Consider the following 24,805-nt stretch of genomic DNA (forward strand, 5'->3'; position numbering starts at 1 on the left):
GTCTCCTACCCTTCGCAGTTGCGGCTGGGGATGTTCCAGGCGGTCAGCGCCTCGCGTTTGATGTGCGCGGCGCGTCCCGGCCGACTGGCCCATTCGAGGTGGTCGAGTTCAGTGAGATGGAGGTCGGGCCGACCGGTCTCAAGGCCGGTGAGGAAACCCATGACCTGGGGATACTGGTCTGGCAGTGTGATCCACAGGCGCGGCACCTGTGCTAGGCGCCCGAACCGGAGCACCTGCCCGGCGATCTCGACCTCGGCGAGGACGGTCAGTGCGGCGGGATCGATCCCGCCGAATGACCGGACTGGAAGCGGGATCTCGTTGAGGGCCTTCGCATAGCGGGCCCTGATCCAGTGCGGGGCGAGCCGTCCTAGGCCCATGCCGCACCTCCGGCGAGTTCGGAGCGAGCGCGCGCGGCACCACGGACCGCTTGAGCGAACCGAGCGGTTCGCAACGCGGTCTCGGTACGGCCCCAGAGATCACGAGGGCGCGGAATCGAGGGCCGCTCTGTGCTCAGGCGTAGGACGGCCGAGTTCGGTGATTCCCCTGCGGCCGGTGCCGTGATGCGCGAGCCGCTGCGATCAGCCCGTGAGGTCACATGCCACTCCGGTTCGGTTGCGACACGGGCGGTTCCGCGGTACTTGATCATTCCGGCGACGGTCAGGATCAATCGCCTCAGCCGGCCCGCGCTCGGATTGCCGTCGCGTCTTACCCCGGTCCGGGTGGTGTGGTGCGCTGCAGCCAATGGGGCGGACTTCTCGAGGAACCGGACCCAGGCGTCTTCTCGGAGCTTGTCGAACCGGTGCGGTGCCACCGGCGCCTCGGCGGACCGGGGCTCTGCGGTAGTGCGATGACTGGGGCTGGGGCTGGGCCGTCCGAGCCGACCCGATGACTCCCGCCGGATGTCGGCGCCGCCCGGCTCGCGCCAGCTCCGCGAGGATGCGCCGCCCTGGTCCTCGGACGGTCGTGAGGCTGCGCCCCGCTCCTCTTCTGGTGCTCGCGAAGATCCGCCACGCTGGCCCTCCGACGATTGCGGGACACCGCAACACTCCTCATCCAACGACCACGAGAGGTCGCCGCGATCCTGTTCGCGCAGTGGCGAGGAGAAGCCGCGCGGCGGTTGCGGATCCTGTGGCGGGCTCGGAACCGAGGTCCCGGGCCGGCCTTCTTCGTGGTCTGGCCGAGGGATCGGGTCGGGGGCCTCGCCGCGACGGTGCCTCCCGGTCCGGAGGTCGGGATACCAGCCTGGTGAGCCGAACGGACCCGGGCCGGGCCTCGCCGGTCCCTCGGAACCGGAGGCGACGTGAGTGCCGGAGGCGGACGCGGCGTCGGTGTCGGCGAGCGCGCGGAGACGCTTGCGCCACTTCAGGGTGAGATCGGTTTCGGGACGCCGGTCGTACCGGTCGTCCGGTGCCTGGCGGCTGTAGGAGGCGGCATCGGCCGCGAGGCCGGACGCCGTATCGGCCCCGAAATCGAGGCGACGGGAATGGCTGTTTTCAGGTACGCCGGAATAGCGTATCGTCGTAGACGACACGGAAGCACTCCTTCTGTTGTTAGGCCGTCCGGCGGAACCCATGTTTAGCGGCAGAGGACCGCCGGACGGCTGATTAATTCTGGCCTATCTAAAGGCTTCGATGGCATCTGGATGCTTCGTAACAAGCTCCGTTCGAGACGTAAGAACTCACCCCACTTGCGACACCAGGGGCGTGAGTCCGATGATGACTCAAAGTAATGCCACGTGTCAACTCACGGTGCAGGATTGTCCAAGAGTTTTTTGAAACAGCTTGGGGGACAGAGCCATTGGACTTGTCCCCCAAGCGCGCAATCTCGATGGATGCTTAGTCAGCTTTCAGCTTCCCAGTGGACCGCAAGTGTCTCGGCGTCATTGAGGTACTCCTCCAGATTGTCACGAACTTTGGGGTACTGATCCGTGATCATCCGGATGGTCAAGATCTCGATGTCGAGCTGATCCTCGGCTGCAACCTCATCGAGGAGGTCATCCTCGCCCAAGAGCGCCCGAATAAGCGCCTCCATCGCGAGTGGCTTGAATGGGGGCTCAGCATTTCGGTACGCGTATGAGATTTTGGCGATGAAGTCGCGAATCGCTTCCGGACTCTGATCGTGTTCGAAAACGTGCCCGACAACACCAGCGAACATCGCAGCGACCCGGATGACATAGTCATCCCGGTCAGCATCGGGAAGGCGGCTGTTCAGCTCCTTCATCTTCGATCCGTCGCCAAGGGCGATGGCTCGCATGAGCTCTCGGATCAGCGGGTTACTCGCCATGCTTCCTCTTTCTCAGAATCCGTGATAGCCCCTCGACTGCAATGACTGCAACCACGATGCTAGTGCCGACCACATCCGCACTGCGCACGTCTCCGATCTCCGAGCGTTGGAATACCGGCGTCTGGGACGGAGGGGTGGGGGTCTCGGTTATCGTGTGAGCCGTTGGGCCCCAGGGATCGTAGTCGCGCTCAATCGTATTGGCTCGAGCATCGATTATGTTCTTGGAAGCCTCGACCAGATCGCCGGTGTTCCGAACTGCCTTCCGGCCGAAACGACTTAGCTTGCCCATCTTCGTGTCGTCGCTCGCGCCCTCGTGCTCCTTCTGGAAGGGGCTGAGGGTCGGATCGACTCCGGTCAGCTCCTGGCCACTTGGAGTGGGATCCTGCCTTACGTGTGGCGGGACCGCATCGAGGTGGCCGATCGCGGATCCTCCATCGGAGGTGATGACCGTCCCGTCTGCGGCGATGAACGCGCCTCCCGGGCCCGATCCTCGCGCTCCCGGCCCCATCTTCCCGTGTACGGCCGACATCGCCTGCCAGCGCGCCTTCTCCAACCCGCCCTCAAGCGCCAGACGCAGCGCCTCGGCCTCCTCGACGGCCTCGGCTGCTCGACGCATGTCCGCGGCCCGCTGCTCGACGCCCACGGCCGCAATGGCACCCGCCGTCTGCTCGGCCTGATCCTTCATTGCGGCGAGGAGCGCCGCCAACTGCGCGACCTGCTCCTTGTCGGCCGCGATCTTCGCCGCGACCTCCAGTAGCCCCGCCATCCCGCTTACCCCGCGAACCCGGTCAACCCGTCCACGACCGCTACCCCTGCTTGGCGGACTGCGCGGCAGTGGCGGCCTCGGTCAGCTTGTTGTGTAGGGCGGCGGCCATCGCGGAGCACTCCTCAAGCTGATCCTTGCACGCCCCGACCGCGGCCGCGGCGCCCTCGACGTTCAGCGCCTGCAACTGGCCCATGGTCTCCTCGGTCATGGCCTTGGAACCCTCGACCTGCGCCTGGATCTCGTTCACCGCATCGGCGCCCGCGCCGATGGAGGCGATGACCTCGTCAATGGATGCCATGGGGGCCTTTCGAACCGGGGAGCGGGGGCAACGGGGTGGGCGCGCCCGGTCGCGCCGCGCACCCGCGACCTTACCCGAATTGCGCCCTTCGCACTGGCCCGGCGAATCGGGGGAGGCGGCGCCCGCGGAGCCGCGTGTCCCAGTAGATGAGGCCGCGGCAGACGCAGCGGCCGGTGCTCCTCGGGGAGGAGCACCGGCCGCGTTTGCGCGCGATGGGATCAGAAGTCGACCGGGTCGCGGCTGATCGGGCAGGTCATGCAGTGGCCGCCGCCGCGGCCGCGGCCCAGTTCGGCGCCGACGATCGTGATGACCTCGATGCCGGCCTTGCGCAGGAGCGTGTTCGTCTGCGTGTTCCGGTCGTACGTCATGACGACGCCGGGTTCCAGCGCCACCGCGTTGTTGCCCGAGTCCCACTGCTGCCGTTCGGAGGCGTACACGTCGCCGCCGGTCTCGATCACCCGCAGCCCGGGCAGGCCCAGGGCCTCGGCGACCACGTCGGTGAAGGGCGCCGTGCCGTGGTCGACGAGGTCGAGGCCCGGTTCGCGGTCGGCGGGGAGGAGCGTGAACGTGTGCACCGCGTCCATGATCTTCGGGTACAGCGTCACCACGTCGCGGTCGGCGAACGTGAACACCGTGTCCAGGTGCATCGCCGACCGCAGCTTCGGCATGCCCGCCACCACCACCCGCTCGGCAGCACCCCGCGCGAACAGCGCCCGCGCGACCTGCGTGATCGCCTGCCGGGAGGTGCGCTCGCTCATGCCCATGAGCACCACCCCGTTCCCGACCGGCATGATGTCGCCGCCCTCGAACGTCGCCTGCCCCCAGTGCTCGTCGGGGTCGCCCCACCACACCGTCGACCCCGTGAAGTCAGGGTGGAACGTGTACACCGCCTTCATCAGCAGCGTCTCGTCGTGCCGCGCCGGCCAGTACAGCGGGTTCAGCGTCAGCCCGCCGTACAGCCAGCAGGTGGTGTCGCGCGTGTAGAGCGTGTTCGGCAGCGGCGGCATCAGGTACTCGCGCGCGCCCGTGGACTCCCGGGCGAGTGCGACGTAGGGCGGGCGGAGGTCCTCGGGGAGGTCCGCGGTCGACATGCCGCCGATGAGGAACTCCGCGAGGTCCATGGGCCCCAGCGACTCCAGGAACTCCCGGGTCGGCTCGACCAGGCCCAGGCCGACCTCGTTCGGGGTGATCTTGCGGTCGAGCAGCCACGACCGGGCCGCCGGGTCGGCCATCGTCGCCGCCAGCAGCTCGTGCAGCTCCACGACCTCCACGCCCCGACCGCGCATCTTGTTCACGAAGTCGGCGTGGTCGCGCTGCGCGTTCTCCACCCACATGACGTCGTCGAACAGCAGCCCGTCGGCGTTCGTGGGCGTGAGGCGCCGGTGGGCGAGGCCCGGCCGGCACACCAGGACCTTGCGCAGCCGGCCCACCTCGGAGTGGACGCCGTAGTCACCGCTCATTGCTCCCCCAAGGGTTCTAGATGCTGATCCAGCCGAGTGCCAGTGCGATGACGCCGATCGCGGCGCCCGCGACCGAGACCGCCAGGAGCACCGCCTCGCCGGGGCTGAACAGGCGCCGGCCCTGCTCGCGGCGGGTCATGACGAACAGGATCGTCGCCGGCGCGTACACGATGAACGACACGAGCACGAAGCGCAGCCCCGCCGCGAACAGCAGGAACGCCGTGTAGACGACCGCGAGCGCCGCGATCGGCAGCGCCCCTCCCGCGCGCCGGCCCACCGCCTCGCGGTCCCACCCGGCCGCCACCTTCACCGCGAACAGGGCCGCGAGCAGGAACGGGATGAGGGTGAGCGCGCTGGTGAGGTCGAGCGCGAAGTTGAACGCGTCCTCCGAGAAGTAGGTGACGACGAGGACGACCTGGCTCAGCGCCGTCGACAGCGCGAGCGCCGGGACCGGGACGTCCGCCGGCGTCGAGCGGGCCAGGAACCGCGGCATGTCCTTGTCCTTGGCGGCCACGAACAGGACCTCGGCGGCCATGAGCGTCCACGCCAGGTACGCGCCGAGGACCGAGACGATGAGGCCGACGCTGACGAACACCAGGCCCCACGTGCCGACCGCGTGCTCCAGGACCCCGGCCATGGAGGGCTGGCGCAGCTCGGCGATCTCGTCCATCGGCATGATCCCGTAGGACACGATCGTGACCGACGCGAACACCGCGAACACCGACAGGAACCCTGTGACCGTGGCGCGGCCGACGTCCTCGCGGCGCTTGGCGTGCCGGGAGTAGACGCTCGCGCCCTCGACGCCGAGGAACACGAACACGGTCGCGAGCATCGTGCCCTTCACCTGGGAGAACAGGGAACCGGCGTAGTCGGCGCCGCCCCAGTTCTCGGCGAACGCGTGCGGGTCGAGGAAGAACAGCGCGAGGATCACGAACACGGCGATGGGGATGAGCTTGGCGACGGTGACGATCCGGTTGATCGCCGCGGCCTCCTTGACGCCGCGCTTGATGAGGAGGAAGAACCCCCACAGGCCCGCGGAGGACAGGACGATCGCGAGGACGGTGTCGCCTTCGCCGAGCGCGGGCACGACGGCCCCGATCGTCGACATGATGAGGACCCAGTAGGTCACGTTGCCGACGCAGGCCGAGGCCCAGTAGCCGAACGCGGAGAAGAAGCCGGGGTACTCGCCGAACCCGGCCTTCGCGTAGGCGTAGACGCCGGCGTCGAGGTCGGGGCGGCGGACGGCGAGCTGCTGGAACACGAACGCGAGCATGAGCATGCCGGTGCCGGCGACGGTCCAGGAGATCAGCGCGCCGGCGACGCCGGTCTGCTGCGCGAAGCGCGACGGGAGGGAGAAGACGCCGGCGCCGACCATGGAGCCGACGACCATGGAGGTGAGCGTCCAGAACGCGAGCTTCGCGGCGGGCCGCGCCTCGGTCGCGGTGTCGTGCGCCATGGGAGCCTCGCAGGTCCGGCCCGCGGTCTCCGGTTCCCGGACGGGCGATGGGCCTGAATATAACTCCGGTCCGTGCGGCTCTGCCGCGATTCGCGCCGATCCCCGGGACTGTTCGCGGCGGTTCTGAGCTGGGCTCGGATTCGCCGCCGGCGTCCTCGGGTATCCGTTCGGCTCCCCCCAAGAAGGGGTTCGACGGAAGGAGCGGACATGGACGTCACGGAGAGCAAGCCGGACCGGATCGTCGTCGGCGTCGACGGCTCGGCGGCGTCCCTGCGCGCGCTCGAATGGGCCCTGCGCGAGGCGGCGCTCACCGGCGCGACGCTGGAGGCGCTGCACGCCTGGGAGGTGCCCGCCGCGTACGGCACCGGCATGGTGATGACGGTGCCCAGCAGCGAGGAGTTCGAGGCCGCCGCCAGGGAGTCCCTGACGCGGGCGGTCGAGCAGGTGGCCGGAACTGACCATGAGGTCGACATCGTGCGGAATACGGTCGCCGGGCATCCGGCGCGCGTCCTCATGGACGCCGCCGAGGGCGCGTCACTCCTGGTGGTGGGCTCGCGAGGGCACGGCGGGTTCGTGGGGACCCTCGTCGGCTCGGTGAGCCAGTACTGCGTCTCGCACGCCCCGTGCCCGGTGGTCGTGGTGCGCGACCTGTCCGAGAAGGACTAGGTTCCGCCGCTGCCCGGCCGAGGATTCGCTCGGGGCCGGCACCCGTTCGCGGGTGCCGGCCCCGTTGCCGTTCGGCGACTCGAGGAGGCAGCCGTGAACCTGAACGTCTGGTTTAGATGGCCGGAATCGGACTGCGGGCGCGGCCCCGCTCCTACACGGGCCGGTACGCGAAGCGGCGCAGGTGCGAGTCGTCGCCGGCCGCGCCGACGCCGAGCATCCTCCCGGTGAACCCGGTCGCGACCTCGGTCGACAGGTAGCGGCCGTCCAGGCGCGCGAGTTCGGCGCCGTCCACGGAGAGCACGATGTCGTCGGGGCCGTACGCGGTCATCGTCTCGGCATCGCATTCGACCGCGGCGATCCGCAGGACCGCGTCGCCCGCGGCCGCGACCGAGCCGAGTTCGGCCCGGACGCCGCCGATGCGGGCCTCGGCGCGGACCTCGCCGCCGGCGAAGACCAGGCCGTAGCGGTGCCGGTCGTCGATGCGGACCTCGAAGCGCCCCGAGCCGGCGAAGACCGCCTCGGCCTCCCAGCGGAGGTCCGTGACGCGGGCGCACAGCAGGCCCGGGGAGCGGTCGCCCGGGTCGCGCAGGTCGAGGCCGCCGCCCGGGCGCGGGGTCGCGAGCCGCTCGGGCTCGCTCGCGGGCGACACCCAGCGCAGGTCGAGCGCCGCCCCGGTGAAGTCGTCCTCGAAACCGGTGGGGTCGGGCGTGAACGTGTAGCGGTCCTCGACGAAGACCGGCCAGCCGTCGACCCAGTCGACGCCGGCGAGGAACGTCTCGCGGCCGAGGACGTGGAACGAGGGCGTGAACCCGCCGGGGCGGACCCCGAGGTAGACGGCGGCCCACTCGCCCGAGGCGGTCTCGACCAGATCGGCGTGGCCGGTGTTCTGCACCGGGTGCGGAGTGGAGCGGTGGGTGAGGACGGGGTTGTGCGGGCACGCCTCGTACGGGCCCTCGGGGCGGTCGGCGCGCGCGATCGTCACGCTGTGGCCGCGCTCGGTGCCGCCCTCGGCGAGCAGCAGGTACCAGCGGCCGCCGATGCGGTACTGGTGCGGCGCCTCGGGGTGCGCGAGGCCCGAGCCCTGCCACACCAGGTACGGGGGCGCCTCGAAGTCGCCGGTCTTCAGGTCGAGGCGGCCCTGCCAGACGCCGTTCCCGGTGTCGCCGTCGTCGGTGGCGACGGTGCCGGCCCAGGTGAGGTAGCAGGTGCCGTCCTCGTCCCAGGCGAGGTCGGGGTCGATGCCGACGGCCCGGGGGACGAGGATCGGGTCGCTCCAGTCGCCCGCGGGGTCCTCGGCCGAGACGATGGTCTGGCCCGAGCCGGGGTCGCCGACGTTCGTGGTCACGTAGTAGAAGCGGCCGTCGTGATGGCGCAGGGTCGGGCCGTAGACGCCGCCGGAGGGGCGGCCGTCGCCGCGCAGGAACTGGCCGCGCCGGTCGAGGATGTTCCCGATCCGCCGCCACGACACGAGGTCGCGGCTGTGGAAGAGCGGCGCCCCGGGGAAGTACTCGAAGCTGGAATGGGCCAGGTAGTAGTCGTCGCCGACCCGGCAGACCGACGGGTCGGGGTGGAACCCCGGGACGATCGGGTGCACGGCTGCGGACACGGCCTCGGACGTGGTGGGACGGCTCAACGTGGCTCCTTCGGCGCGGCGGTCGGACGGAATTAAGTTGTGTCGACAAACTATGTCAACCGGCTTCAGCTCCCCTTCAGGGACCCCCGGCTACCTTCGAGACCGGGGGCCCTTACCCAGAGGTGAAGGCGGCCTTCATGGTGCGCTCCGGCGGTGTGATCCGCGGCAACGGGGGCCGCCCGGCAGGCGTGAGCGCCCCGCGACTCCAGGTCGGCGAGGGCGATCCGCGAGGTATCGTGCATCGGTTGGACAGGACCGCGGGTGCCCGCCCGCCTGACGAGGAGTATCAGCAGTGACCGCCGCCGGCAGCGCGAGTCAGCCCGGACTCGCACCCGGCGCCGAGCCCCCACCGGGGCGCGGCGTCCGGGACGTCACCCGCCTCGCCCTCGTCGTCGGCGCCCTCGGCGTCGTCTTCGGCGACATCGGCACCAGCCCCATCTACGCCCTCCAGACCGTGTTCAACCCCCTCGACCCGCACCCGGTGCCCGTCGAGGAGGCGAGCATCTACGGCGTCGTCTCGCTCATGTTCTGGTCGATGCTCATCATCGTCACCGTCACCTACGTGCTCCTCGCGATGCGCGTCGACAACGACGGCGAGGGCGGCATCATGGCCCTCATCACGCTCCTCCACCGCTGGAAGCACCAGCGCGGCCGCAAGGCCGCGCTCACCCTCGCCGCCCTCGGCATCTTCGGCGCGTCCCTGTTCCTCGGCGACTCCATGATCACGCCCGCGATCTCCGTCCTCTCCGCCGTCGAAGGCATCGGCGTCGTCGAACCCCACCTCGAGAGCCTCGTCGTCCCCGTCACCGCCGTCATCATCGTGGTCCTGTTCGTCGTGCAGCGCAAAGGCACCGCCGCCGTCGGACGCGCGTTCGGCCCGGTCATGATCGTCTGGTTCTGCGTCCTCGCCGTCCTCGGCGTCCGCGGGATCGGCCAGCACCCCGAGATCCTCAAGGCCCTCAGCCCCGTCTACGCCGCGGACTTCCTCTTCAACCACTTCCACATCGCGTTCTTCGCACTCGCCGCGATCGTCCTGTGCGTGACCGGCGCCGAGGCCCTGTACGCCGACATGGGCCACTTCGGCCGCCCCGCGATCACCAAGGCCTGGCTCATCCTCGTCTTCCCCGCGTGCCTGCTCAACTACATGGGCCAGGGCGCCATGGTCCTGGAGGACGGCACCGCCGTCAGCGGCCCCTTCTTCCTCCTCGCGCCCGGCTGGGCCCGCATCCCGCTGCTCGTCCTCGCCACCGCCGCCACCGTGATCGCCGCGCAGGCCGTCATCACCGGCGCGTACTCCGTCGCCGCGCAGGCCTCGCGCCTCGGCTACCTCCCGCGCCTGCGCATCGACCACACCTCCGCCGAGCAGTACGGGCAGATCTACGTCCCGTGGATCAACTGGCTGCTCATGGTCTCCGTGCTCACCCTCGTGTTCGCGTTCCGGTCCTCCCACGCGCTCGCGTACGCGTACGGCATGGCCGTCATGGGCACGATCACGATCATGACGCTGCTGTTCCTGTACATCGCGAAGTCGCGCTGGCGGCTGCCGCTGTGGCTGGTCCTCGGCGGCGGCGGCCTGCTCCTCGCGTTCGACCTGCTGTTCCTGGCCGCGAACTTCACGAAGATCGTCCACGGCGCGTGGCTCCCGCTCCTCATCGGCCTCGTCGCGTTCACCGTCATGACGACCTGGCAGAAGGGCCGCGGCGTCGTCACCGCCGAGCGCGAGCGCCGCGAGGGCCCGCTGCGCGCCTGCGTCAAGCAGCTCCGCGCCGAGCTGCCGAAGACGAAGTGCGTGCCGGGCACGGCCGTGTTCCTCAACCGCGGCAAGCTCACCACGCCGTTGGCGCTGCGCGCCAACATGGAGCACAACCACGTGCGGCACAAGCAGATCGTCATCGCCTCGATCGAGACGAAGCCGGTCCCGCGGGTCGCCGACGAGGACCGGGTCAGCGAGGACTTCCTCGGCTTCGCCGACGACGGCATCGTCTACGTGCAGATCCGCTTCGGCTACATGGAGGTCCAGGACGTGCCGCGCGCGCTCGCGCGCCTCGACCGGACCCGCCACGGCGGCCGGCTGCACGTCGAGGACGCCTCCTACTTCCTGTCGACGATCCAGCTGCGCCCCGGCGAGCAGCCGACCATGGCGACCTGGCGCAAGCACCTGTTCATCGCGACCTCGCGGATCACCGCCGACGCGGCCGACCACTTCCGGCTCCCGCGCGAGCGGACCATCATCATGGGATCCCAGGTCGAGGTGTAGCCCCGCTACCCCGCCGACGGGTAGGGCGTGAACCGGCTCTGGCGGTCGGTCACCTCCAGGGGCGCGCCGATCGCGGGGAACGCCCGCTGCGGGCAGGCCTTGCGGTCGCACACCTTGCAGCCCGGGCCGATCGGGGTGAGCATCGCGGGGTTGGCGAGGTCGAGGCCGTCGGCGTACACCAGCCGGTGCGCGTGGTGGAGGTCGCAGCCGAGGCCGATCGCGAACGTCTTCGCGGGCGTCCCGAACCCGCCGTAGCGGCGGGTCACCGTGCGGGCGACCCACAGGTACGAGCGGCCGTCGGGCATCTGCGCGAGCTGGGTGCGGATCTCGCCTGGGTTCGCGAACGCCTCGTAGACGTCCCACAGCGGGCAGGTGCCGCCGACGCGCGAGAAGTGGAAGTCGGTGGCGGACTGGCGCTTCGAGATGTTCCCGGCCCGGTCGACGCGCACGAAGAAGAACGGCACGCCGCGCGCGCCCGGCCGCTGGAGCGTCGAGAGCCGGTGCGCCACCGTCTCGAAGCCGACGCGGAAGCGCCGGCCGAGCAGGTCGATGTCGTACCGCAGCTCCTCAGCGGCCCGCAGGAACAGTCCATAGGGGAGGATCAGTGCCCCGGCGAAGTAGTTCGCGAGGCCGATCCGGGCGAGCCCGCGGGCCTCGTCCCCGGAGAGGTCGGCGGCGTCGGCCTCGGCGCGGATGAGGTCGTCGCAGGCGACGAGCGCGAGGTGGGTGGCGAGCTGGAACGCCCGCTGGCCGGGGCTGAGCAGCGGCGAGACGCGCAGCAGCCGGGCCGCGGGGTCGAAGCGCCGCTTGACGCTGCCGGCCTCGCCCGCGTCGAGGTCGGCGACGACGGTGCCGTACCGGTCGTGGAGGAGCCGGGCCAGCCCGCCCGCGAGGTCGCCCGGGTCCAAGGACGCCTCCGCATAGATCCGCTCCGCCTCCTCGTCGAGTGCGGCCACGTGGTTCCGCTTGGCGTAGAACAGGTCCCGCACCTCCTCGTGCGCGGTCGGCGCGGCCCCGGCGTCGAGTTCGGCGCTCATCGCGGCGTTCCGCTCCAGCATGTGCTGGTTGCGGCGGTGCAGGTCCACGACGTACCGCGCGAGCTCGGGCATCGACTCCGCCAGCTCCCGCGCCTCGCCGGCCGAGACGCGGTCGGCGTGGGCGGTGTCGGCGAGCGCGTCGCGCAGCTGCGCGGTGAGGCGGTCGCTCTCGGAGGCCGAGAACCGCTGCACGTCCACGTCGTACACCTCGGCGAGGCGCAGCAGGACCGGGCCCGTGATCGGCCGCTGGTTCGACTCCATCTGGTTGACGTAGCTGGTGGAGATGCCCAGTGCCGTCGCCAGCGCGGCCTGCGTGAGCCCCTGCTCCTCGCGGAACCGGCGCAGCCGCAGCCCCACCTTCGCCTTCCTCAACGCCATGACCACGGCCTTTCACAAGTTCCACAAAGAGGTCCGGAAAATTCCACAAGAAACCACATTTACAGCGGTTTCAACGGCATACCGGGGTGTGCATACTGTGAAATGTACCCTCCCGCCGCCTGACTAGGAGATGCCGAGTGATCACCCACCGCGTCCGCACACACGCCTCGCGCGAGGACCTGCCCCGCGAGGCGCAGCTCGCCTGGAAGCTCGCGGCGGCCGCGGTCGACCCGGTCCCGGTGGAGCGCGAGGTCGCGGAGATGATCGGCAACCGGGTCATCGACAACGCGGCCGTGGCCGCCGCGTCGCTCGCGCGCCGCCCGGTCGCCTCGGCGCGGGCCCAGGCCCTCGAGCACCCGTACTCGCCCGGCGCGGCCGTGTTCGGCGCCCCGGCGGCGGTGCGGTCCTCGCCGGAGTGGGCGGCGTGGGCGAACGGGGTCGCCGTGCGCGAACTCGACTTCCACGACACGTTCCTGGCCGCGGACTACTCGCACCCGGGCGACAACATCCCGCCGGTGCTCGCGGTCGCGCAGCACCGCGGCCTCGACGGCCGGGCCCTGGTGCGCGGCATCGCCGCCGGGTACGAGGTCCAGGTGGACCTGGTGCGCGGGATCTGCCTGCACGAGCACCGGATCGACCACATCGCGCACCTCGGCCCGTCGGCGGCGGCCGGCATCGGCGCGCTCATGGACCTGCCGGTCGAGACGGTCTACCAGGCGATCGGGCAGGCGCTGCACACGACGACGGCGACCCGGCAGTCCCGCAAGGGCGCGATCTCCTCGTGGAAGGCGTACGCGCCGGCGTTCGCGGGGAAGGCCGCGGTCGAGGCCGTCGACCGGGCGATGCGCGGCGAGGGCGCGCCGTCGCCGGTCTACGAGGGAGAGGACGCCGTGATCGCGCGGCTGCTGTCCGGCCCCGACGCGGTGTACGAGGTCCCGCTGCCCGCCCCCGGCGAGCCGAAGCGCGCCATCCTCGACACGTACACCAAGGAGCACTCCGCGGAGTACCAGAGCCAGGCGCTCATCGACCTGGCCCGCCGCATGGCCCCCCGCGTCGACCTGGCGAAGGTCCGCGAGGTGGTCATCCACACGAGCCACCACACGCACTACGTCATCGGCACCGGCGCGGCCGACCCGCAGAAGACCGACCCGGACGCGAGCCGCGAGACCCTCGACCACTCGATCATGTACATCGTCGCGGTGGCCCTGGAGGACCGGGCCTGGCACCACGAGGCGTCCTACACTCCCGAACGCGCGCACCGGCCTTCGACGGTGGAGCTGTGGCGGAAGGTCCGCACCGTGGAGGACCCGGAGTGGACGGCGCGGTACCACGACCCGGACCCGGCGAAGCGGGCGTTCGGCGGCCGCGTCGACATCGTGATGGAGGACGGCGAGGTCGTCTCCGACGAGCTGGCCGTCGCCGACGCGCACCCGGCCGGGGCGCGCCCGTTCGGGCGCGAGCAGTACATCGCGAAGTTCCGGACCCTCGCCGACGGCGTCATCGCCGAGGCCGAGCAGGACCGCTTCCTCGACCTGGCGTGCCGCATCGACGCCCTGGACGCGAACGGCGTCCGGGCGCTCAACCTGGCCGCGCCCGCCGGATACCTGTCCGAACCGACCGCGAAGGGGCTCTTCTGATGGCGACTCCCACTGAGAAGCGCCGCCGCCTGCGGGCGGGCCTGGCGTCGGGCCGGCTCCAGCGGCTGCCGGGCGCGTTCTCGCCGCTCGCGGCGAAGGCCGCCGCCGACCACGGGTTCGACGGCGTGTACGTCTCGGGCGCGGCGCTCGCGGCCGACCTGGCGCTGCCGGACATCGGGCTGACGACGCTGACGGAGGTCGCCGGGCGCGGCGGGCAGATCGCCCGCGCCACTGACCTGCCGACCCTGATCGACGCCGACACCGGCTTCGGCGAGGTGTCCAATGTGGCGCGCACGATCGCGTCGTTCGAGGACGCCGGGCTCGCCGGGTGCCACCTGGAGGACCAGGTGAACCCCAAGCGCTGCGGGCACCTCGACGGCAAGCAGGTCGTGCCCGCCGCCGAGATGGTCCGCCGCGTGGCGGCCGCGGTGAAGGCCCGCACCGACCCCGGTTTCGTGGTCTGCGCCCGCACCGACGCCCGCGCGATCGAGGGCCTCGACGCCGCGATCGACCGTGCAAAGGCCTATGTGGACGCCGGGGCGGACATGGTGTTCCCCGAGGCGATGCGCGACGAGGCCGAGTTCGCGGCCTTCCGCGCCGCGGTCGACGTCCCCTTGCTCGCCAACATGACCGAGTTCGGGGCCTCCCCGAACCTGACCGCCCGGCAGCTCGAGGACCTCGGCTACAACCTCGTGATCTGGCCGGTCTCCAGCCTGCGCGCCGCCATGGGCGCGGTCGACGAGCTGTTCGCCGCGCTCAGGTCCGAGGGCACCCAGGCGTCCGTGGTCGACCGGATGCAGACCCGCGCCCGCCTCTACGACCTGGTCGACTACGCCTCCTACAACGAGTTCGACCAGGAGCTGTTCAACTTCGACGTCCCCGGAGGGCATCATGAGTGACATCCGCAAGGGCCTCGCCGGCGTCGTCGCGGACACCACCGCGATCTCCGAGGTCGTGCCCGAGACCCTGTCGCTGACGTACCGCGGCTACCCGGTGCAGCAGCTCGCCGCCTCCCGCTCCTTCGAGGAGGTCGCGCACCTCATCTGGTACGGCGAGCTCCCCGACGCCGCGCAGCTCGCGGCGTTCTGCGCCCGCGAGCGCGCGCAGCGGGAGGTCACCCGGTCCACGATCGGCGTGATCGACCGCGTCCCCGACAGCAGCCACCCGATGGACCTGCTGCGCACCGCGGTCTCGTGCCTGGGCGCCGAGGACCCCAGCGAGGACGACAACCGGCGCGAGTCCAACCAGGCCAAGGCCGAGGCCCTGTTCGCGAAGCTGCCCACGGTCATCGCTCACGCGCACCGCAGGCGCCGCGGCCTGGAGCGGATCGCGCCCGACCCGTCCCTGGGCTGGTCGGCGAACTTCTTCCACATGTGCTTCGGCGCCGTCCCGGCCCCGGAGGTGCTGCGCTGCTTCGAGGTCTCGATGATCCTGTACGCCGAGCACTCCTTCAACGCCTCCACGTTCACCGCCCGCGTCGTCGCCTCCACCCTCTCGGACATGTACTCGGCCGTCACCGCCGCGGTCGGTGCCCTCAAGGGCCCGCTCCACGGCGGCGCGAACGAGGCCGTCATGAGGATGATGCTGGAGATCGGCGAGCCCGAGCTCGCCCGCGACTGGCTCGCCGAGCGCCTGGCCGCCAAGGAGAAGGTCATGGGCTTCGGGCACCGGGTCTACAAGGACGCCGACTCGCGCGTGCCGACCATGAAGGCCGCGCTCGTCGACATGGCCGCCCTGACCGGCGGCGGCAAGTGGGTCCGCATGTACGAGGAGCTGGAGTCGGCGATGCTGGACGCCAAGGGCATCCACCCGAACCTCGACTTCCCGGCCGGGCCCGCCTACCACCTCATGGGCTTCGACATCCCCATGTTCACGCCGCTGTTCGTCATGGCCCGCATCACCGGCTGGACCGCGCACATCATCGAGCAGCTCGACGCGAACTCCCTCATCCGGCCGCTGTCGGCGTACACCGGCCCGAGCGAGCGCGCCGTCCCGGCCGCCGCCTGACCTCGCACGGGGCCGATAACCTCGGCCCCATGGCACATGAGCGACCCGTCCTCACCGGACTCCGCGCCGCCGCCGAGCCGCTGGCGATCCTGGCGTGGATCGTGGTCACGGCGGTCGGATGGACCGTCGGCACCTCGGGCAACGACCACAACGAGTCGTCCTGGGTCTCGCAGCTCCGGCTGGCGGTCCTGCTCGTCGCCGTCGTCGTGGCGGCCGTCGGGCCCGTGGTGATCGCGCTGCTCTCGTTCTGGAACGGCCGCAGGCTCGCCGGGTGGGCCTTCCTCGCCGCCGGGCTCGGCATCGGCGCGCTCCTCCTGGGCAGCGGCGTGTTCGCAGGGGTGGCCGGCGCGGTCACGGGGTACCCCTAGGCGTCCCCGGGACCCGCCCCCTCCGCGGGCCCCGGGGACGCCTGCGCCCCGCGGGCGCCGCCGCGCAGCCTGCTCGTGGAGCCGCGGCTCATCGTCAGACAGCGAACGCTTAGCCCTTGCGCTAAGCGTGTCCCCGCGTCATACTTAGCCTCATGGCACAGTATTCGGAGGCGCTCGACGGCACCGCGCTCGACGGCGTGTTCACCGCGCTCGCCGACCCCACCCGCCGTGAGGTCGTCCGCCGCCTCGGGCGCGGCCCGATGAGCGTCGGCGACCTCGCCCGCGAGTTCCCGATGACCCTTCCCTCCTTCATGAAGCACGTGCGGACCCTGGAGGCGACCGGCCTCATCCGCACCGCCAAGACCGGCCGGGTGCGCACCTGCGCGCTCCGGCGCGACCGCCTCGCGCTCGTCGACGACTGGCTCGCCGACCAGCGGCGGATCTGGGAGGCGCGCACCGACCGGTTGGAGCAGTTCGTCACCGATCCCGAGGAGCAGCAGTGAATCCCGAACTCGACCTCAGCATCGAGCGCGTCATCCGCGCCCCGCGCGACACCGTCTGGCGCGCCTGGACCGACCCGGCCCGCTTCGAGCAGTGGTGGCTCCCCGCCCCGATGGTCATGCGCGTCGAGCGCTTCGAGGCCGTGCCCGGCGGCCCGATGGTCACCAGCATGAGCGAGGACGGCGACACGTTCGTCCCGCACATGGACGCCGCGTTCCTCCTGGTCGAGGACGGCGAGCGCATCGTCTTCACCAACGCGATCGACTCCGCCTGGCGCCCGGCCGAACCGCAGCCGGTCGCCCTCACCGCCGAGATCACGCTCGCCGACCACCCCGACGGCACCGAGTACCGGGCCCTGGTGCGCCACGGCGACCGCGCCGCCCGCGACCGCCACGAGAAGCTCGGCTTCCACGACGGCTGGGGCGCCGTCGCCGACCAGCTCGCCGCGCTCGCCGAGCAGGAGGCCGGCGCCTAGCGGTGGTCCGATGTCGCGGTCGTTTACCGCTTCGACCTGCGGGTACACCTCTGCATGACAGAGAGAGGGGCCATCCGCATGCCGACAATCTCGGTCGAGGGCCGCGACATCGAGGTCTCCCGGCTCGACAAGGAGCTCTTCCCCGAGGACCACGTCAGCAAGGGCGACCTCATCGACCACTACCGCGCCGTCGCGCGCGCGATGCTCCCGCACCTCGCGGGCCGCCCGCTGACGATGCGCCGCTACCCCGACGGCATCGGCGAGGGCGGCTTCTTCCAGAAGGACGCCTCGGACCACTTCCCCGAGTGGATCACCACCGAGAAGATCGCGGCGCACAACGACTCCGGCGCCGTCGACTACGTGGTCTGCGACGACGAGGCGACCCTCGTCTACCTCGCCAACCAGGCCACCGTCGAGTTCCACGTCTGGCCCGCCACCGTCGACGACCTCGAGCACCCCGACCGGCTCGTCATCGACATCGACCCGCCCGACGGCACCGACCCCCGCACCCTCCACCGGGTCGCCCGCCGCCTGCGCGACGTCTACACCGAGATCGGCCTGACCCCGTTCGTCCAGGCCACCGGCGGCCGCGGCTACCACGTCGCGGCTCCGCTCGACCGCACGACCGGCTTCGACGCCGTCCGCGAGCTCGCCCTGGCGATCGCCGACCGCCTCGCCGCCGCGGACCCCGACCTGCTCACCACCGCGCAGCGCAAGGACAAGCGCGGCGACCGGATCTTCCTGGACGTCAACCGGAACGGCCAGGGCCAGACCTTCGTCGCGCCCTACTCCCTGCGCGCCCGGCCCGGCGCCGCCGTCGCCACCCCGCTCGACTGGGACGAGCTCGGCCGCTCCACCCCGGGCCGGTACACGACCGACCGCATCCGCCGCCGCCTCGTCCGCAAGGCCGACCCCTGGTCGGCGATGGACGACCACGCCTGCTCCGCCGACGAGGCCCTGGAGCGCCTGGCCTGACCTTCCCGACTCGACCCCTGCTCAGGGGCGTGCGGCCGAGAATTCCGCGAAGTTGTGCAATCGGTTGCCCAAAACTCTTGACCTTAGGAAAGGGCTTTCCCTAGACTCATTGAAACATGTCAATTCCTACCCCTTAGGAGCCGGCGATGAGACGATCGCTAGCACTGAAAGTCGGGACAGTCGCCGCCGCGATGGCCGTGGCCGTCGCCGGCCTCACGCTCTCGATGAACACGGCCACGGCCCAGACCAACGCCGCGAACGGCTACGCCTCCCAGAACGGGGGCACCACCGGCGGCGCCGGCGGCTCGGTCATCCGGGCCACCACGGGCACCCAGATCAACCAGGCCCTGTGCGGCCGCGCCAGCACGAGCACGCCGATCATCATCCAGGTCGAGGGCACCATCAACCACGGCAACACCGCCGACGTGTCCGGCTCGAGCTGCGACGTCGGCAACACGCTCATCGACCTCAAGGGCGTCAGCAACGTGACGATCCTCGGCGTCGGCTCGGGCGCGGTCTTCGACCAGATCGGCATCCACATCCGCGAGTCGAGCAACATCATCATCCAGAACGTCACCGTCAAGAACGTCAAGAAGTCGGGCTCCCCGACCTCCAACGGCGGCGACGCGATCGGCATGGAGAACGGCGTCCGCAACGTCTGGGTCGACCACGTCACCCTCGAGGCCTCGGGCGGCGAGTCCGAAGGCTACGACGGCCTGTTCGACCTCAAGGACGACTCCAAGTACGTGACGCTGTCCTACAGCATCCTGCGCAACTCCGAGCGCGGCGGCCTCGTCGGCTCCGGCGACAGCGACCTGGACTCCAGCTTCATCACGTACCACCACAACCTGTACCAGAACCTGAACTCGCGCATCCCGCTGCTGCGCGGCGGCACCGCCCACAGCTACAACAACCACTTCGTCGGCATCGTCGAGTCGGGCATCAACTCCCGCGTCGGCGCGAAGATCAAGGTCGACAACAACTACTTCGAGGACTCCAAGGACCCGATCGGCACCTTCTACACCGATCTCCGAGGCTACTGGCAGGTCAGCGGCAACGTCTTCGACAACGTGACCTGGTCGTCCCCCGGCACCGACAACTACCCGGCCGGCCCGAACCCGACCTCCACCACCACCGTCTCCATCCCCTACTCGTACACCCTCGACAACGCCAACTGCGTCCCGTCGGTGGTGTCCGCGACAGCGGGCGCGAACAAGGGCCTGAAGACCTCCGACGGCAGCTGCTCCATCCAGACGCCGACGAACCCGCCGACGGACCCGACCGACCCCACGGACCCGCCGACCACCACCCCGCCGCCGACCACCGGCACCAACCTGAGCCTCGGCGCGGGCGCCGACGGCACCTCGAAGGGCGGCGGCACCAGCTACGGCAACGCCATCGACGGCAGCACCTCCACGTACTGGTCGCCGAGCGGCACCACCGGGCGGATCTCCGTCAAGTGGGACTCCGCGAAGACGGTCGACACGGTCGTCATCCGTGAGGCCTCCGACGCGATCGGCAACATCGACAACTGGCAGCTGGTCAACAACAGCACCGGAGCGGTCCTCGCCTCGGGCACCGGGGCCGGCACGATCACCTTCACCGCTACGTCCCTCACGAAGATCAACTTCGTGATCACCTCGGCCTCCGGCACGCCGAAGATCACCGAGTTCGAGACGTACGCATAACCCCCGGCGACGGGATTCGGAACAGCGGACGCCCGGGGCGGTGCCCCGGGCGTCCGCGCCTGCCTTCAAGCCTTCCCGCCTACCGTCCGGCGCGCTCGGCGATCCCGGCCAGGATCGCCACCACGTCGGGCCGGTGGAACGGGCCGACGTGCGGCGCCGCCACCGAGTGCACCTCGGTCGGGTTGCCCGGCGTCAGCCGGTCGGCCTCGGCGATGAACCGGTCCTGGAGCGCCGGCGGGATGAGCCGGTCCTCCGTGAACCGCACATAGGTGCGCGGGACGCGCCCCCACCGCTCGGCCTCGACCCTGGTCTCCGCCACGGGGATCGCGACCGGCTCGTCGGGCTGGAACAGGTTGAGCACCCGGGTGAGCTCCTCGTCGGAGAACCCGCCCGCGAGGCACTCCCGGATGCCGTCCAGCAGCCGCCGGTCGGCGGTCCGCCAGTTCACCCGCGCCACCCCGAGCTCGGCCGGGTCCCCCGCGACCGCGGCGGTGACCTTGCCGATCAGGCTGCCCGCGTTCTCCGGCTCGGCCAGGTACGCGGCCATGCTCGGCAGGTCGACCGGGCAGTACGCCGCCATGTAGACGAGGTGGTCGACCAACTCGGGCACGGCGTTCCCGACCCGGCTCAGCGTGACCCCGCCCTGGCTGGAGCCCACGAGCACCACGGGCCCGTGCTCCTTCGCCCGGCGCACGACTTCGATCGTGTGCGCCTCGTAGTCGTCGAGCGTGTACCCCGCGAGCGGCGACGGCTCCTTCGACAGCGCGAGGAGGTCCTGCGGGGCCTGGTACGACTGCGGATAGAACCCGTCGACGCCGTGCCCCGGCAGGTCGACCGCGACGGTGCGGTAGCCGCGCAGCGCGAGCTCGGAGGTGAGCCCGACCCAGCTGAAGGACGAGACGTGCGTGCCGTGCACGAGCACGACGGTGGGGACGTGGGTGAGAGTGGTCATGGCGACTCCTCAGTTCTCGGTTGCGGTAGTGGTTGCGGTGGAGACAGGTGCAGCGGCAGTGGCAGTGCGGGCGGCGGCAGCGCCGATGTCGGCCCCGGCAGTGCCGGTGGCGGTCGCGGCGGGGCTGGTGCCGGTGGTTGCGTTGCGCCACATGGGCTGTACGAGCGGCGAGTCCTCGACCTGCACGGGCCCGCCGAGGTCGGCGAAGCCGTGCCGGAGGTAGAGCGCCCGGCTGCCGGGCGAGCTGGCCTCCAGGTAGGCGGGCTCGCCCTCGCGGTCGGCCCGGTCGAGCCGGTGCCGCAGCAGCGCCGACCCGATGCCGCGCCCTTGGGCTCCGGCGGCCACGCCCATGACCGCGAGGTACAGGTGCGGCCGGTCGACCGGGTGCCGCCGGGCCAGTGCCGATCCGACGGCGAACAGCCGCGCGAGCGGCCCGGCGGTAGGGCCGTCCTGGTGCAGGGACTCGTTCGCGCCGAGGCGCACCCAGATTGCGGCCCCGGTGTCGCCGCCGGCCAGGTAGGCCTCGGCCCCCGGGTGGTCGAGGAACGACCGGTAGAAGCCGTCCTGGTAGGCGGCCCGCCGGTCCGGATCGGGGAAGAGCCACGCGGCGAACGGATCGGCGCCGAACGCGGAGGCGAGGACCGAGGCGACGACCTCAGGCCGCCCGATGGCCGGTGCGTACGTTGTATCAGCGTTCATGCGTACAACGGTTCCAGATGGATTCGCTTGGAAACAAGTGATAAATCGGCGAAGTGTACTAGTGCAAGCGCAAGTGACCTAGCTCGATCGGATGGTACTGTTCGACGCGAACGCGAACGCGAACGCGAACGCGAACGCGAACGCGAACGCGAACGCGAACGCGAACGCGAACGCGAACGCGAACGCGAACGCGAACGCGAACGCGAACGCGAACGCGAACGCGAACGCGAACGCGAACGCGAACGCGAACGCGAACGCGAACGCGAACGCGAACGCGAACGCGAACGCGAACGCGAACGCGAACGCGAACGCGAACGCGAACGCGAACGCGAACGCGAACGCGAACGCGAACGCGAACGCGAACGCGAACGCGAACGCGAACGCGAACGCGAACGCGAACGCGAACGCGAACGCGAACGCGAACGCGAACGCGAACGCGAACGCGAACGCGAACGCGAACGCGAACGCGAACGCGAACGCGAACGCGAACGCGAACGCGAACGCGAACGCGAACGCGAACGCGAACGCGAACGCGAACGCGAACGCGAACGCGAACGCGAACGCGAACGCGAACGCGAACGCGAACGCGAACGCGAACGCGAACGCGAACGGGCCACGGGCCACGGGCCACGGGCCACGGGCCACATCCGGTCCTCAACTCGAAGGCGCGTGTCCTGCGACCACCTCCCGGGGCATCGCCGCACCGCCGCCCGACCTCACAGGATCATCCGCACAATCGCCCGCACCGCACCGCACCGCACCGCACCGCACCGCACCGCACCGCACCGCACCGCACCGCACCGCACCGCACCGCACCGCACCGAGATCCGATTCCGCACTCGCATCCGAACCGGAGGCCGCAATGTCCTCATCGACACCCGCCGAACCCCCGTACCGGCAGATCGCCGCCGAGCTCCGGGCCGGCATCGCTGCGGGGGACCTGCGTCCGGGGGACCGGGTGCCGTCGGTCCGGCAGATCGCGCAGCGCTGGGGCGTCGCGATCGCCACCGCGAACCGGGTCATGGCCGTGCTGCGGGACGAAGGCCTGGTCGTCACCAAGGTCGGCTCCGGCACGGTCGTCGGCGACCAAGCGGTCCGCCGCCCCTCCCGCACCGCCGCCGCGACCCCTCCGAGCGCCGCCGACCCCGTCGCGTCCCGGGCGGCCCGCCGGGGCCTGCTGCCGCCCGCGCTGAGCCTCGACGGCATCTGCCGCACCGCCATCGGCATCGCCGACCGCGAAGGGCTGCAATCGGTCACGATGCGGCGGGTCGCGGCCGAACTCAACGTCGGCCCGATGTCCCTGTACCGCCATGTCGCCACGAAGGAGGACCTCCTCCTCGAGATGATCGCGGCGATCGCCGGCCTCGGCGACCTCCCCGCCGACGTCTCAGGGGACTGGCGCGCCGACCTCGAACTGGTCGCACGCCGCCAATGGGACCTCTACCGCCGCCACCTGTGGGCCGCCCGCGCGATCTCCTTCACCCGCCCGCTCCTCGTGCCCGGCCTCGCGGCCTACACCGAGTGGACCCTCCGGGCCCTCGACGGCCTCGGCCTCTCCCCGCGCACCTGCGTCCGCGAGGCCGTCACGCTCCACTCGCTCGTCAACACCGCCGCCCTCGCCGTCGCCGCCGAGACCGAAGCCGAGCAGGAGACCGGCGTCAGCCTCGCCCTCTGGCACCGCACCCAGCGCCCCCGCACCGCCGACGTCATCTCCGACCACGACTTCCCCCACCTCGCCGCCGCCCCCGAAGACGCCTTCACCGACCTCGAAGCCCTCTTCGAATACAGCCTCGCCCGCCACCTCGACGGCTTCGCCTCCCTCCTGGCCGCCCGATCCCCCAAACCCCGAGACTGAACTCGGCACCTCGAATCCCCATTCCACCCCAGCACGAACCCGCCGCTCTCCGCTTCGCCGCCCGCGCCGTAAAGAGTCCGCCTCCTCCGGGCCGTAGACCTCCAGTTACTCAACCTCGCTGTCCCGCAATCGCATCGGCGATCTCGTCGAGGCCCGCCGCTCTGGAGCCCTTCACCAGCACCACATCGCCGGACTCGACGTTCCCGCGCAGCCAGTCGGCCGCAGCGCCGTTGTCCGGCAGCGCGATGCCGCGCACCCCCGCCGCCTCAGCCCCCGCCGCAGCGGGAGCGGCCTCCTCTCCGACCGCAATCACGACGTCGGCTTTCCCGGCCGCGTACGCTCCGATCGCGCGGTGCTCGGCGTCGGCCTCGTCGCCGAGTTCCAGCATGCCGCCGAGGATCGCGAACCGGCGCCGGCCCTCGATCGCCGCCAGTGCGTCGAGCGCGGCGCGGGCCGAGTCGGGGTTGGCGTTGTAGGAGTCGTCGAGGAGGACCGCGCCACCCGGCAGCTTGCTCAACTCCATGCGCCGCTTCGAGAGCGACGCCCCGGCCAGCGCCGCCGCGCTCGCCTCCAGAGGGATGCCGACCGCGAGGCCGGCCGCGGCGGCGGCCGAGGCGTTGTGAGCCTGGTGGGCGCCGACGAGCGGCAGCGAGACCCGGGCCGTGGCGTCGGCGGTCCGCAGGGTGAACGACGGCCGGCCGAGGCGGTCCAGCTCCAGATCGGTCACGTGTATGTCAGCGTGCGCCGCCGTACCGAAAGTCAGCACCGGGCCGTCGGTCAGCGCCCGCATCGCGGCGACCGCCGGGTCGTCGGCGTTGAGGACCGCCGTGCCGCCCGGCGCGAGCCCGCGCACCAGTTCGCCCTTCGCCTGCGCGATGGCCTGGCGCGACCCGAAGTACGTGAGGTGCGCGACCCCGACGTTCAGCACCACGGCCACATCCGGCGCGACGAGCGCCGTCAGCGCCGCGATGTCCCCGATCCGCCGCGCCCCCATCTCCAGCGCGAGGTACCGGGTCGTGCGATCGGCGCGCAGCATCGTCATCGGCACGCCGAGTTCGTTGTTCGCCGACCCGATCGCGGTCACGGTCGGCCCGGCGGTCGCGAGCACCGCGCCGATCAGGTCCTTCGTGCTGGTCTTCCCCTGCGAGCCGGTCACCGCGACCGCGGTCAGCCGGTCGCGCATGCGGGCCACGACCTCGGTCGCGAGTACCTGCAACGCGGCCTGGGCGTCGTCCACGACCACCGTCGGCAGCGCCGTCGGCCGCGACCCGAGCACGGCGACCGCGCCCGCCCGCCCGGCCTGCCCGGCATGGTCGTGGCCGTCGGTCCGTTCGCCCGCGAACGCCACGAACAGCCCGCCCGGCTCCGACCGCCTGCCGTCGATCACGGCCGGAGCGGTCACGAGGACGGCACC

General features: G+C 71.1%; 22 protein-coding genes and 1 pseudogene. 11 read left to right on the top strand and 12 right to left on the bottom strand.

Going from position 1 to position 24,805, the window contains the following annotated elements; genetic code table 11:
* Nucleotides 1–5: 5 nt before the first annotated feature.
* The 6 genes from ABD419_RS02545 to ABD419_RS02570 form a co-directional block, all read right to left on the bottom strand.
* A complete protein-coding gene (locus ABD419_RS02545) occupies nt 6–377 on the bottom strand; it encodes a hypothetical protein (protein WP_344481334.1) in 372 nt (123 codons plus the stop codon).
* 1,462 nt (nt 378–1,839) lie between these two features.
* A complete protein-coding gene (locus tag ABD419_RS02550; RefSeq protein WP_344481336.1) occupies nt 1,840–2,283 on the bottom strand; it encodes a hypothetical protein in 444 nt (147 codons plus the stop codon).
* Nucleotides 2,273–3,049: a hypothetical protein gene (locus tag ABD419_RS02555; protein ID WP_344481338.1), complete on the bottom strand. Its 777-nt coding sequence runs from the start codon at nt 3,047–3,049 to the stop codon at nt 2,273–2,275. Before ABD419_RS02555 ends, ABD419_RS02550 begins: the two co-directional genes overlap by 11 nt.
* Nucleotides 3,050–3,089: 40 nt before the next feature.
* Nucleotides 3,090–3,347: a hypothetical protein gene (locus ABD419_RS02560; protein ID WP_344481341.1), complete on the bottom strand. Its 258-nt coding sequence runs from the start codon at nt 3,345–3,347 to the stop codon at nt 3,090–3,092.
* Nucleotides 3,348–3,565: 218 nt separating this feature from the next.
* Nucleotides 3,566–4,807, bottom strand: coding sequence for an arginine deiminase (locus ABD419_RS02565; RefSeq protein WP_344481343.1), 1,242 nt, complete (start codon nt 4,805–4,807; stop codon nt 3,566–3,568).
* A 16-nt stretch (nt 4,808–4,823) separates the two neighbouring features.
* On the bottom strand, nt 4,824–6,263 hold the full coding sequence (locus ABD419_RS02570) for a basic amino acid/polyamine antiporter (RefSeq protein WP_344481345.1): 1,440 nt from the start codon (nt 6,261–6,263) through the stop codon (nt 4,824–4,826).
* Nucleotides 6,264–6,470: 207 nt separating this feature from the next.
* Between ABD419_RS02570 and ABD419_RS02575 the strand changes: the two genes are divergently transcribed.
* A complete protein-coding gene (locus ABD419_RS02575) occupies nt 6,471–6,929 on the top strand; it encodes a universal stress protein (RefSeq protein WP_344481348.1) in 459 nt (152 codons plus the stop codon).
* A 151-nt stretch (nt 6,930–7,080) separates the two neighbouring features.
* On the opposite strand, the gene ABD419_RS02580 is transcribed toward ABD419_RS02575, so the two are convergent.
* Entirely contained in the window at nt 7,081–8,562 is a 1,482-nt protein-coding gene (locus ABD419_RS02580) for a glycoside hydrolase family 43 protein (protein WP_344481350.1), read from the bottom strand.
* Nucleotides 8,563–8,854: 292 nt separating this feature from the next.
* Here ABD419_RS02580 and ABD419_RS02585 point away from each other — a divergent pair, with 292 nt between their 5' ends.
* A complete protein-coding gene (locus ABD419_RS02585; RefSeq protein ID WP_344481353.1) occupies nt 8,855–10,819 on the top strand; it encodes a potassium transporter Kup in 1,965 nt (654 codons plus the stop codon).
* Between the two features lie 5 nt (nt 10,820–10,824).
* Here ABD419_RS02585 and ABD419_RS02590 read toward each other — a convergent pair whose 3' ends face one another.
* Nucleotides 10,825–12,234 carry a short-chain fatty acyl-CoA regulator family protein gene (locus ABD419_RS02590; protein ID WP_425555888.1) on the bottom strand — a complete coding sequence of 470 codons (1,410 nt, stop codon included), beginning with the start codon at nt 12,232–12,234 and terminating at the stop codon, nt 10,825–10,827.
* A gap of 137 nt (nt 12,235–12,371) precedes the next feature.
* Here ABD419_RS02590 and ABD419_RS02595 point away from each other — a divergent pair, with 137 nt between their 5' ends.
* From ABD419_RS02595 to ABD419_RS02630, 8 genes are all read left to right on the top strand, one after another.
* On the top strand, nt 12,372–13,871 hold the full coding sequence (locus tag ABD419_RS02595; RefSeq protein ID WP_344481356.1) for an MmgE/PrpD family protein: 1,500 nt from the start codon (nt 12,372–12,374) through the stop codon (nt 13,869–13,871).
* Entirely contained in the window at nt 13,871–14,770 is a 900-nt protein-coding gene (gene prpB, locus ABD419_RS02600) for a methylisocitrate lyase (protein WP_344481359.1), read from the top strand. Before ABD419_RS02595 ends, prpB begins: the two co-directional genes overlap by 1 nt.
* Nucleotides 14,763–15,878, top strand: coding sequence for a bifunctional 2-methylcitrate synthase/citrate synthase (locus ABD419_RS02605; protein WP_344481361.1), 1,116 nt, complete (start codon nt 14,763–14,765; stop codon nt 15,876–15,878). Before prpB ends, ABD419_RS02605 begins: the two co-directional genes overlap by 8 nt.
* A gap of 29 nt (nt 15,879–15,907) precedes the next feature.
* Nucleotides 15,908–16,246: a hypothetical protein gene (locus ABD419_RS02610; protein ID WP_344481364.1), complete on the top strand. Its 339-nt coding sequence runs from the start codon at nt 15,908–15,910 to the stop codon at nt 16,244–16,246.
* Nucleotides 16,247–16,398: 152 nt separating this feature from the next.
* The gene (locus ABD419_RS02615) at nt 16,399–16,749 is read left to right on the top strand and encodes an ArsR/SmtB family transcription factor (protein WP_344481367.1); all 351 of its coding nucleotides are present in this window, start codon (nt 16,399–16,401) and stop codon (nt 16,747–16,749) included.
* Nucleotides 16,746–17,222: an SRPBCC domain-containing protein gene (locus ABD419_RS02620; protein ID WP_344481370.1), complete on the top strand. Its 477-nt coding sequence runs from the start codon at nt 16,746–16,748 to the stop codon at nt 17,220–17,222. Before ABD419_RS02615 ends, ABD419_RS02620 begins: the two co-directional genes overlap by 4 nt.
* 78 nt (nt 17,223–17,300) lie before the next feature.
* Nucleotides 17,301–18,197, top strand: coding sequence for a non-homologous end-joining DNA ligase (ligD, locus tag ABD419_RS02625; protein ID WP_344481372.1), 897 nt, complete (start codon nt 17,301–17,303; stop codon nt 18,195–18,197).
* Between the two features lie 146 nt (nt 18,198–18,343).
* Entirely contained in the window at nt 18,344–19,885 is a 1,542-nt protein-coding gene (locus ABD419_RS02630) for a pectate lyase family protein (protein ID WP_344481374.1), read from the top strand.
* Nucleotides 19,886–19,964: 79 nt separating this feature from the next.
* On the opposite strand, the gene ABD419_RS02635 is transcribed toward ABD419_RS02630, so the two are convergent.
* From ABD419_RS02635 to ABD419_RS02645, 3 genes are all read right to left on the bottom strand, one after another.
* Nucleotides 19,965–20,837, bottom strand: coding sequence for an alpha/beta fold hydrolase (locus tag ABD419_RS02635; protein WP_344481377.1), 873 nt, complete (start codon nt 20,835–20,837; stop codon nt 19,965–19,967).
* Between the two features lie 9 nt (nt 20,838–20,846).
* Nucleotides 20,847–21,536: a GNAT family N-acetyltransferase gene (locus ABD419_RS02640; RefSeq protein WP_344481379.1), complete on the bottom strand. Its 690-nt coding sequence runs from the start codon at nt 21,534–21,536 to the stop codon at nt 20,847–20,849.
* A gap of 78 nt (nt 21,537–21,614) precedes the next feature.
* Nucleotides 21,615–22,181: a hypothetical protein gene (locus tag ABD419_RS02645; protein WP_344481382.1), complete on the bottom strand. Its 567-nt coding sequence runs from the start codon at nt 22,179–22,181 to the stop codon at nt 21,615–21,617.
* 217 nt (nt 22,182–22,398) lie between these two features.
* On the opposite strand from ABD419_RS02645, the gene ABD419_RS02650 reads away from it, so the two are divergent.
* Nucleotides 22,399–23,391: a TetR/AcrR family transcriptional regulator C-terminal domain-containing protein gene (locus ABD419_RS02650; RefSeq protein WP_344481384.1), complete on the top strand. Its 993-nt coding sequence runs from the start codon at nt 22,399–22,401 to the stop codon at nt 23,389–23,391.
* Between the two features lie 109 nt (nt 23,392–23,500).
* On the opposite strand, the pseudogene ABD419_RS02655 reads toward ABD419_RS02650, so the two are convergent.
* Nucleotides 23,501–24,805 (bottom strand): annotated as a pseudogene (locus tag ABD419_RS02655) (UDP-N-acetylmuramoyl-tripeptide--D-alanyl-D-alanine ligase); the annotation flags it as partial.

It is taken from the genome of Glycomyces endophyticus (assembly GCF_039531525.1).
GTDB classification, from domain to species: domain Bacteria; phylum Actinomycetota; class Actinomycetes; order Mycobacteriales; family Micromonosporaceae; genus Glycomyces; species Glycomyces endophyticus.

What these genes read in the sequence shown, in the direction of transcription:
- ABD419_RS02545 (WP_344481334.1), bottom strand. Translation starts at nt 377, where the DNA reads ATGGGCCTAGGACGGCTCGCCCCGCACTGGATCAGGGCCCGCTATGCG.
- ABD419_RS02550 (WP_344481336.1), bottom strand. Translation starts at nt 2,283, where the DNA reads ATGGCGAGTAACCCGCTGATCCGAGAGCTCATGCGAGCCATCGCCCTT.
- ABD419_RS02555 (WP_344481338.1), bottom strand. Translation starts at nt 3,049, where the DNA reads ATGGCGGGGCTACTGGAGGTCGCGGCGAAGATCGCGGCCGACAAGGAG.
- ABD419_RS02560 (WP_344481341.1), bottom strand. Translation starts at nt 3,347, where the DNA reads ATGGCATCCATTGACGAGGTCATCGCCTCCATCGGCGCGGGCGCCGAT.
- ABD419_RS02565 (WP_344481343.1), bottom strand. Translation starts at nt 4,807, where the DNA reads ATGAGCGGTGACTACGGCGTCCACTCCGAGGTGGGCCGGCTGCGCAAG.
- ABD419_RS02570 (WP_344481345.1), bottom strand. Translation starts at nt 6,263, where the DNA reads ATGGCGCACGACACCGCGACCGAGGCGCGGCCCGCCGCGAAGCTCGCG.
- ABD419_RS02575 (WP_344481348.1), top strand. Translation starts at nt 6,471, where the DNA reads ATGGACGTCACGGAGAGCAAGCCGGACCGGATCGTCGTCGGCGTCGAC.
- ABD419_RS02590 (WP_425555888.1), bottom strand. Translation starts at nt 12,234, where the DNA reads ATGGCGTTGAGGAAGGCGAAGGTGGGGCTGCGGCTGCGCCGGTTCCGC.
- prpB (WP_344481359.1), top strand. Translation starts at nt 13,871, where the DNA reads ATGGCGACTCCCACTGAGAAGCGCCGCCGCCTGCGGGCGGGCCTGGCG.
- ABD419_RS02605 (WP_344481361.1), top strand. Translation starts at nt 14,763, where the DNA reads ATGAGTGACATCCGCAAGGGCCTCGCCGGCGTCGTCGCGGACACCACC.
- ABD419_RS02610 (WP_344481364.1), top strand. Translation starts at nt 15,908, where the DNA reads ATGGCACATGAGCGACCCGTCCTCACCGGACTCCGCGCCGCCGCCGAG.
- ABD419_RS02615 (WP_344481367.1), top strand. Translation starts at nt 16,399, where the DNA reads ATGGCACAGTATTCGGAGGCGCTCGACGGCACCGCGCTCGACGGCGTG.
- ligD (WP_344481372.1), top strand. Translation starts at nt 17,301, where the DNA reads ATGCCGACAATCTCGGTCGAGGGCCGCGACATCGAGGTCTCCCGGCTC.
- ABD419_RS02630 (WP_344481374.1), top strand. Translation starts at nt 18,344, where the DNA reads ATGAGACGATCGCTAGCACTGAAAGTCGGGACAGTCGCCGCCGCGATG.
- ABD419_RS02635 (WP_344481377.1), bottom strand. Translation starts at nt 20,837, where the DNA reads ATGACCACTCTCACCCACGTCCCCACCGTCGTGCTCGTGCACGGCACG.
- ABD419_RS02640 (WP_344481379.1), bottom strand. Translation starts at nt 21,536, where the DNA reads ATGAACGCTGATACAACGTACGCACCGGCCATCGGGCGGCCTGAGGTC.
- ABD419_RS02650 (WP_344481384.1), top strand. Translation starts at nt 22,399, where the DNA reads ATGTCCTCATCGACACCCGCCGAACCCCCGTACCGGCAGATCGCCGCC.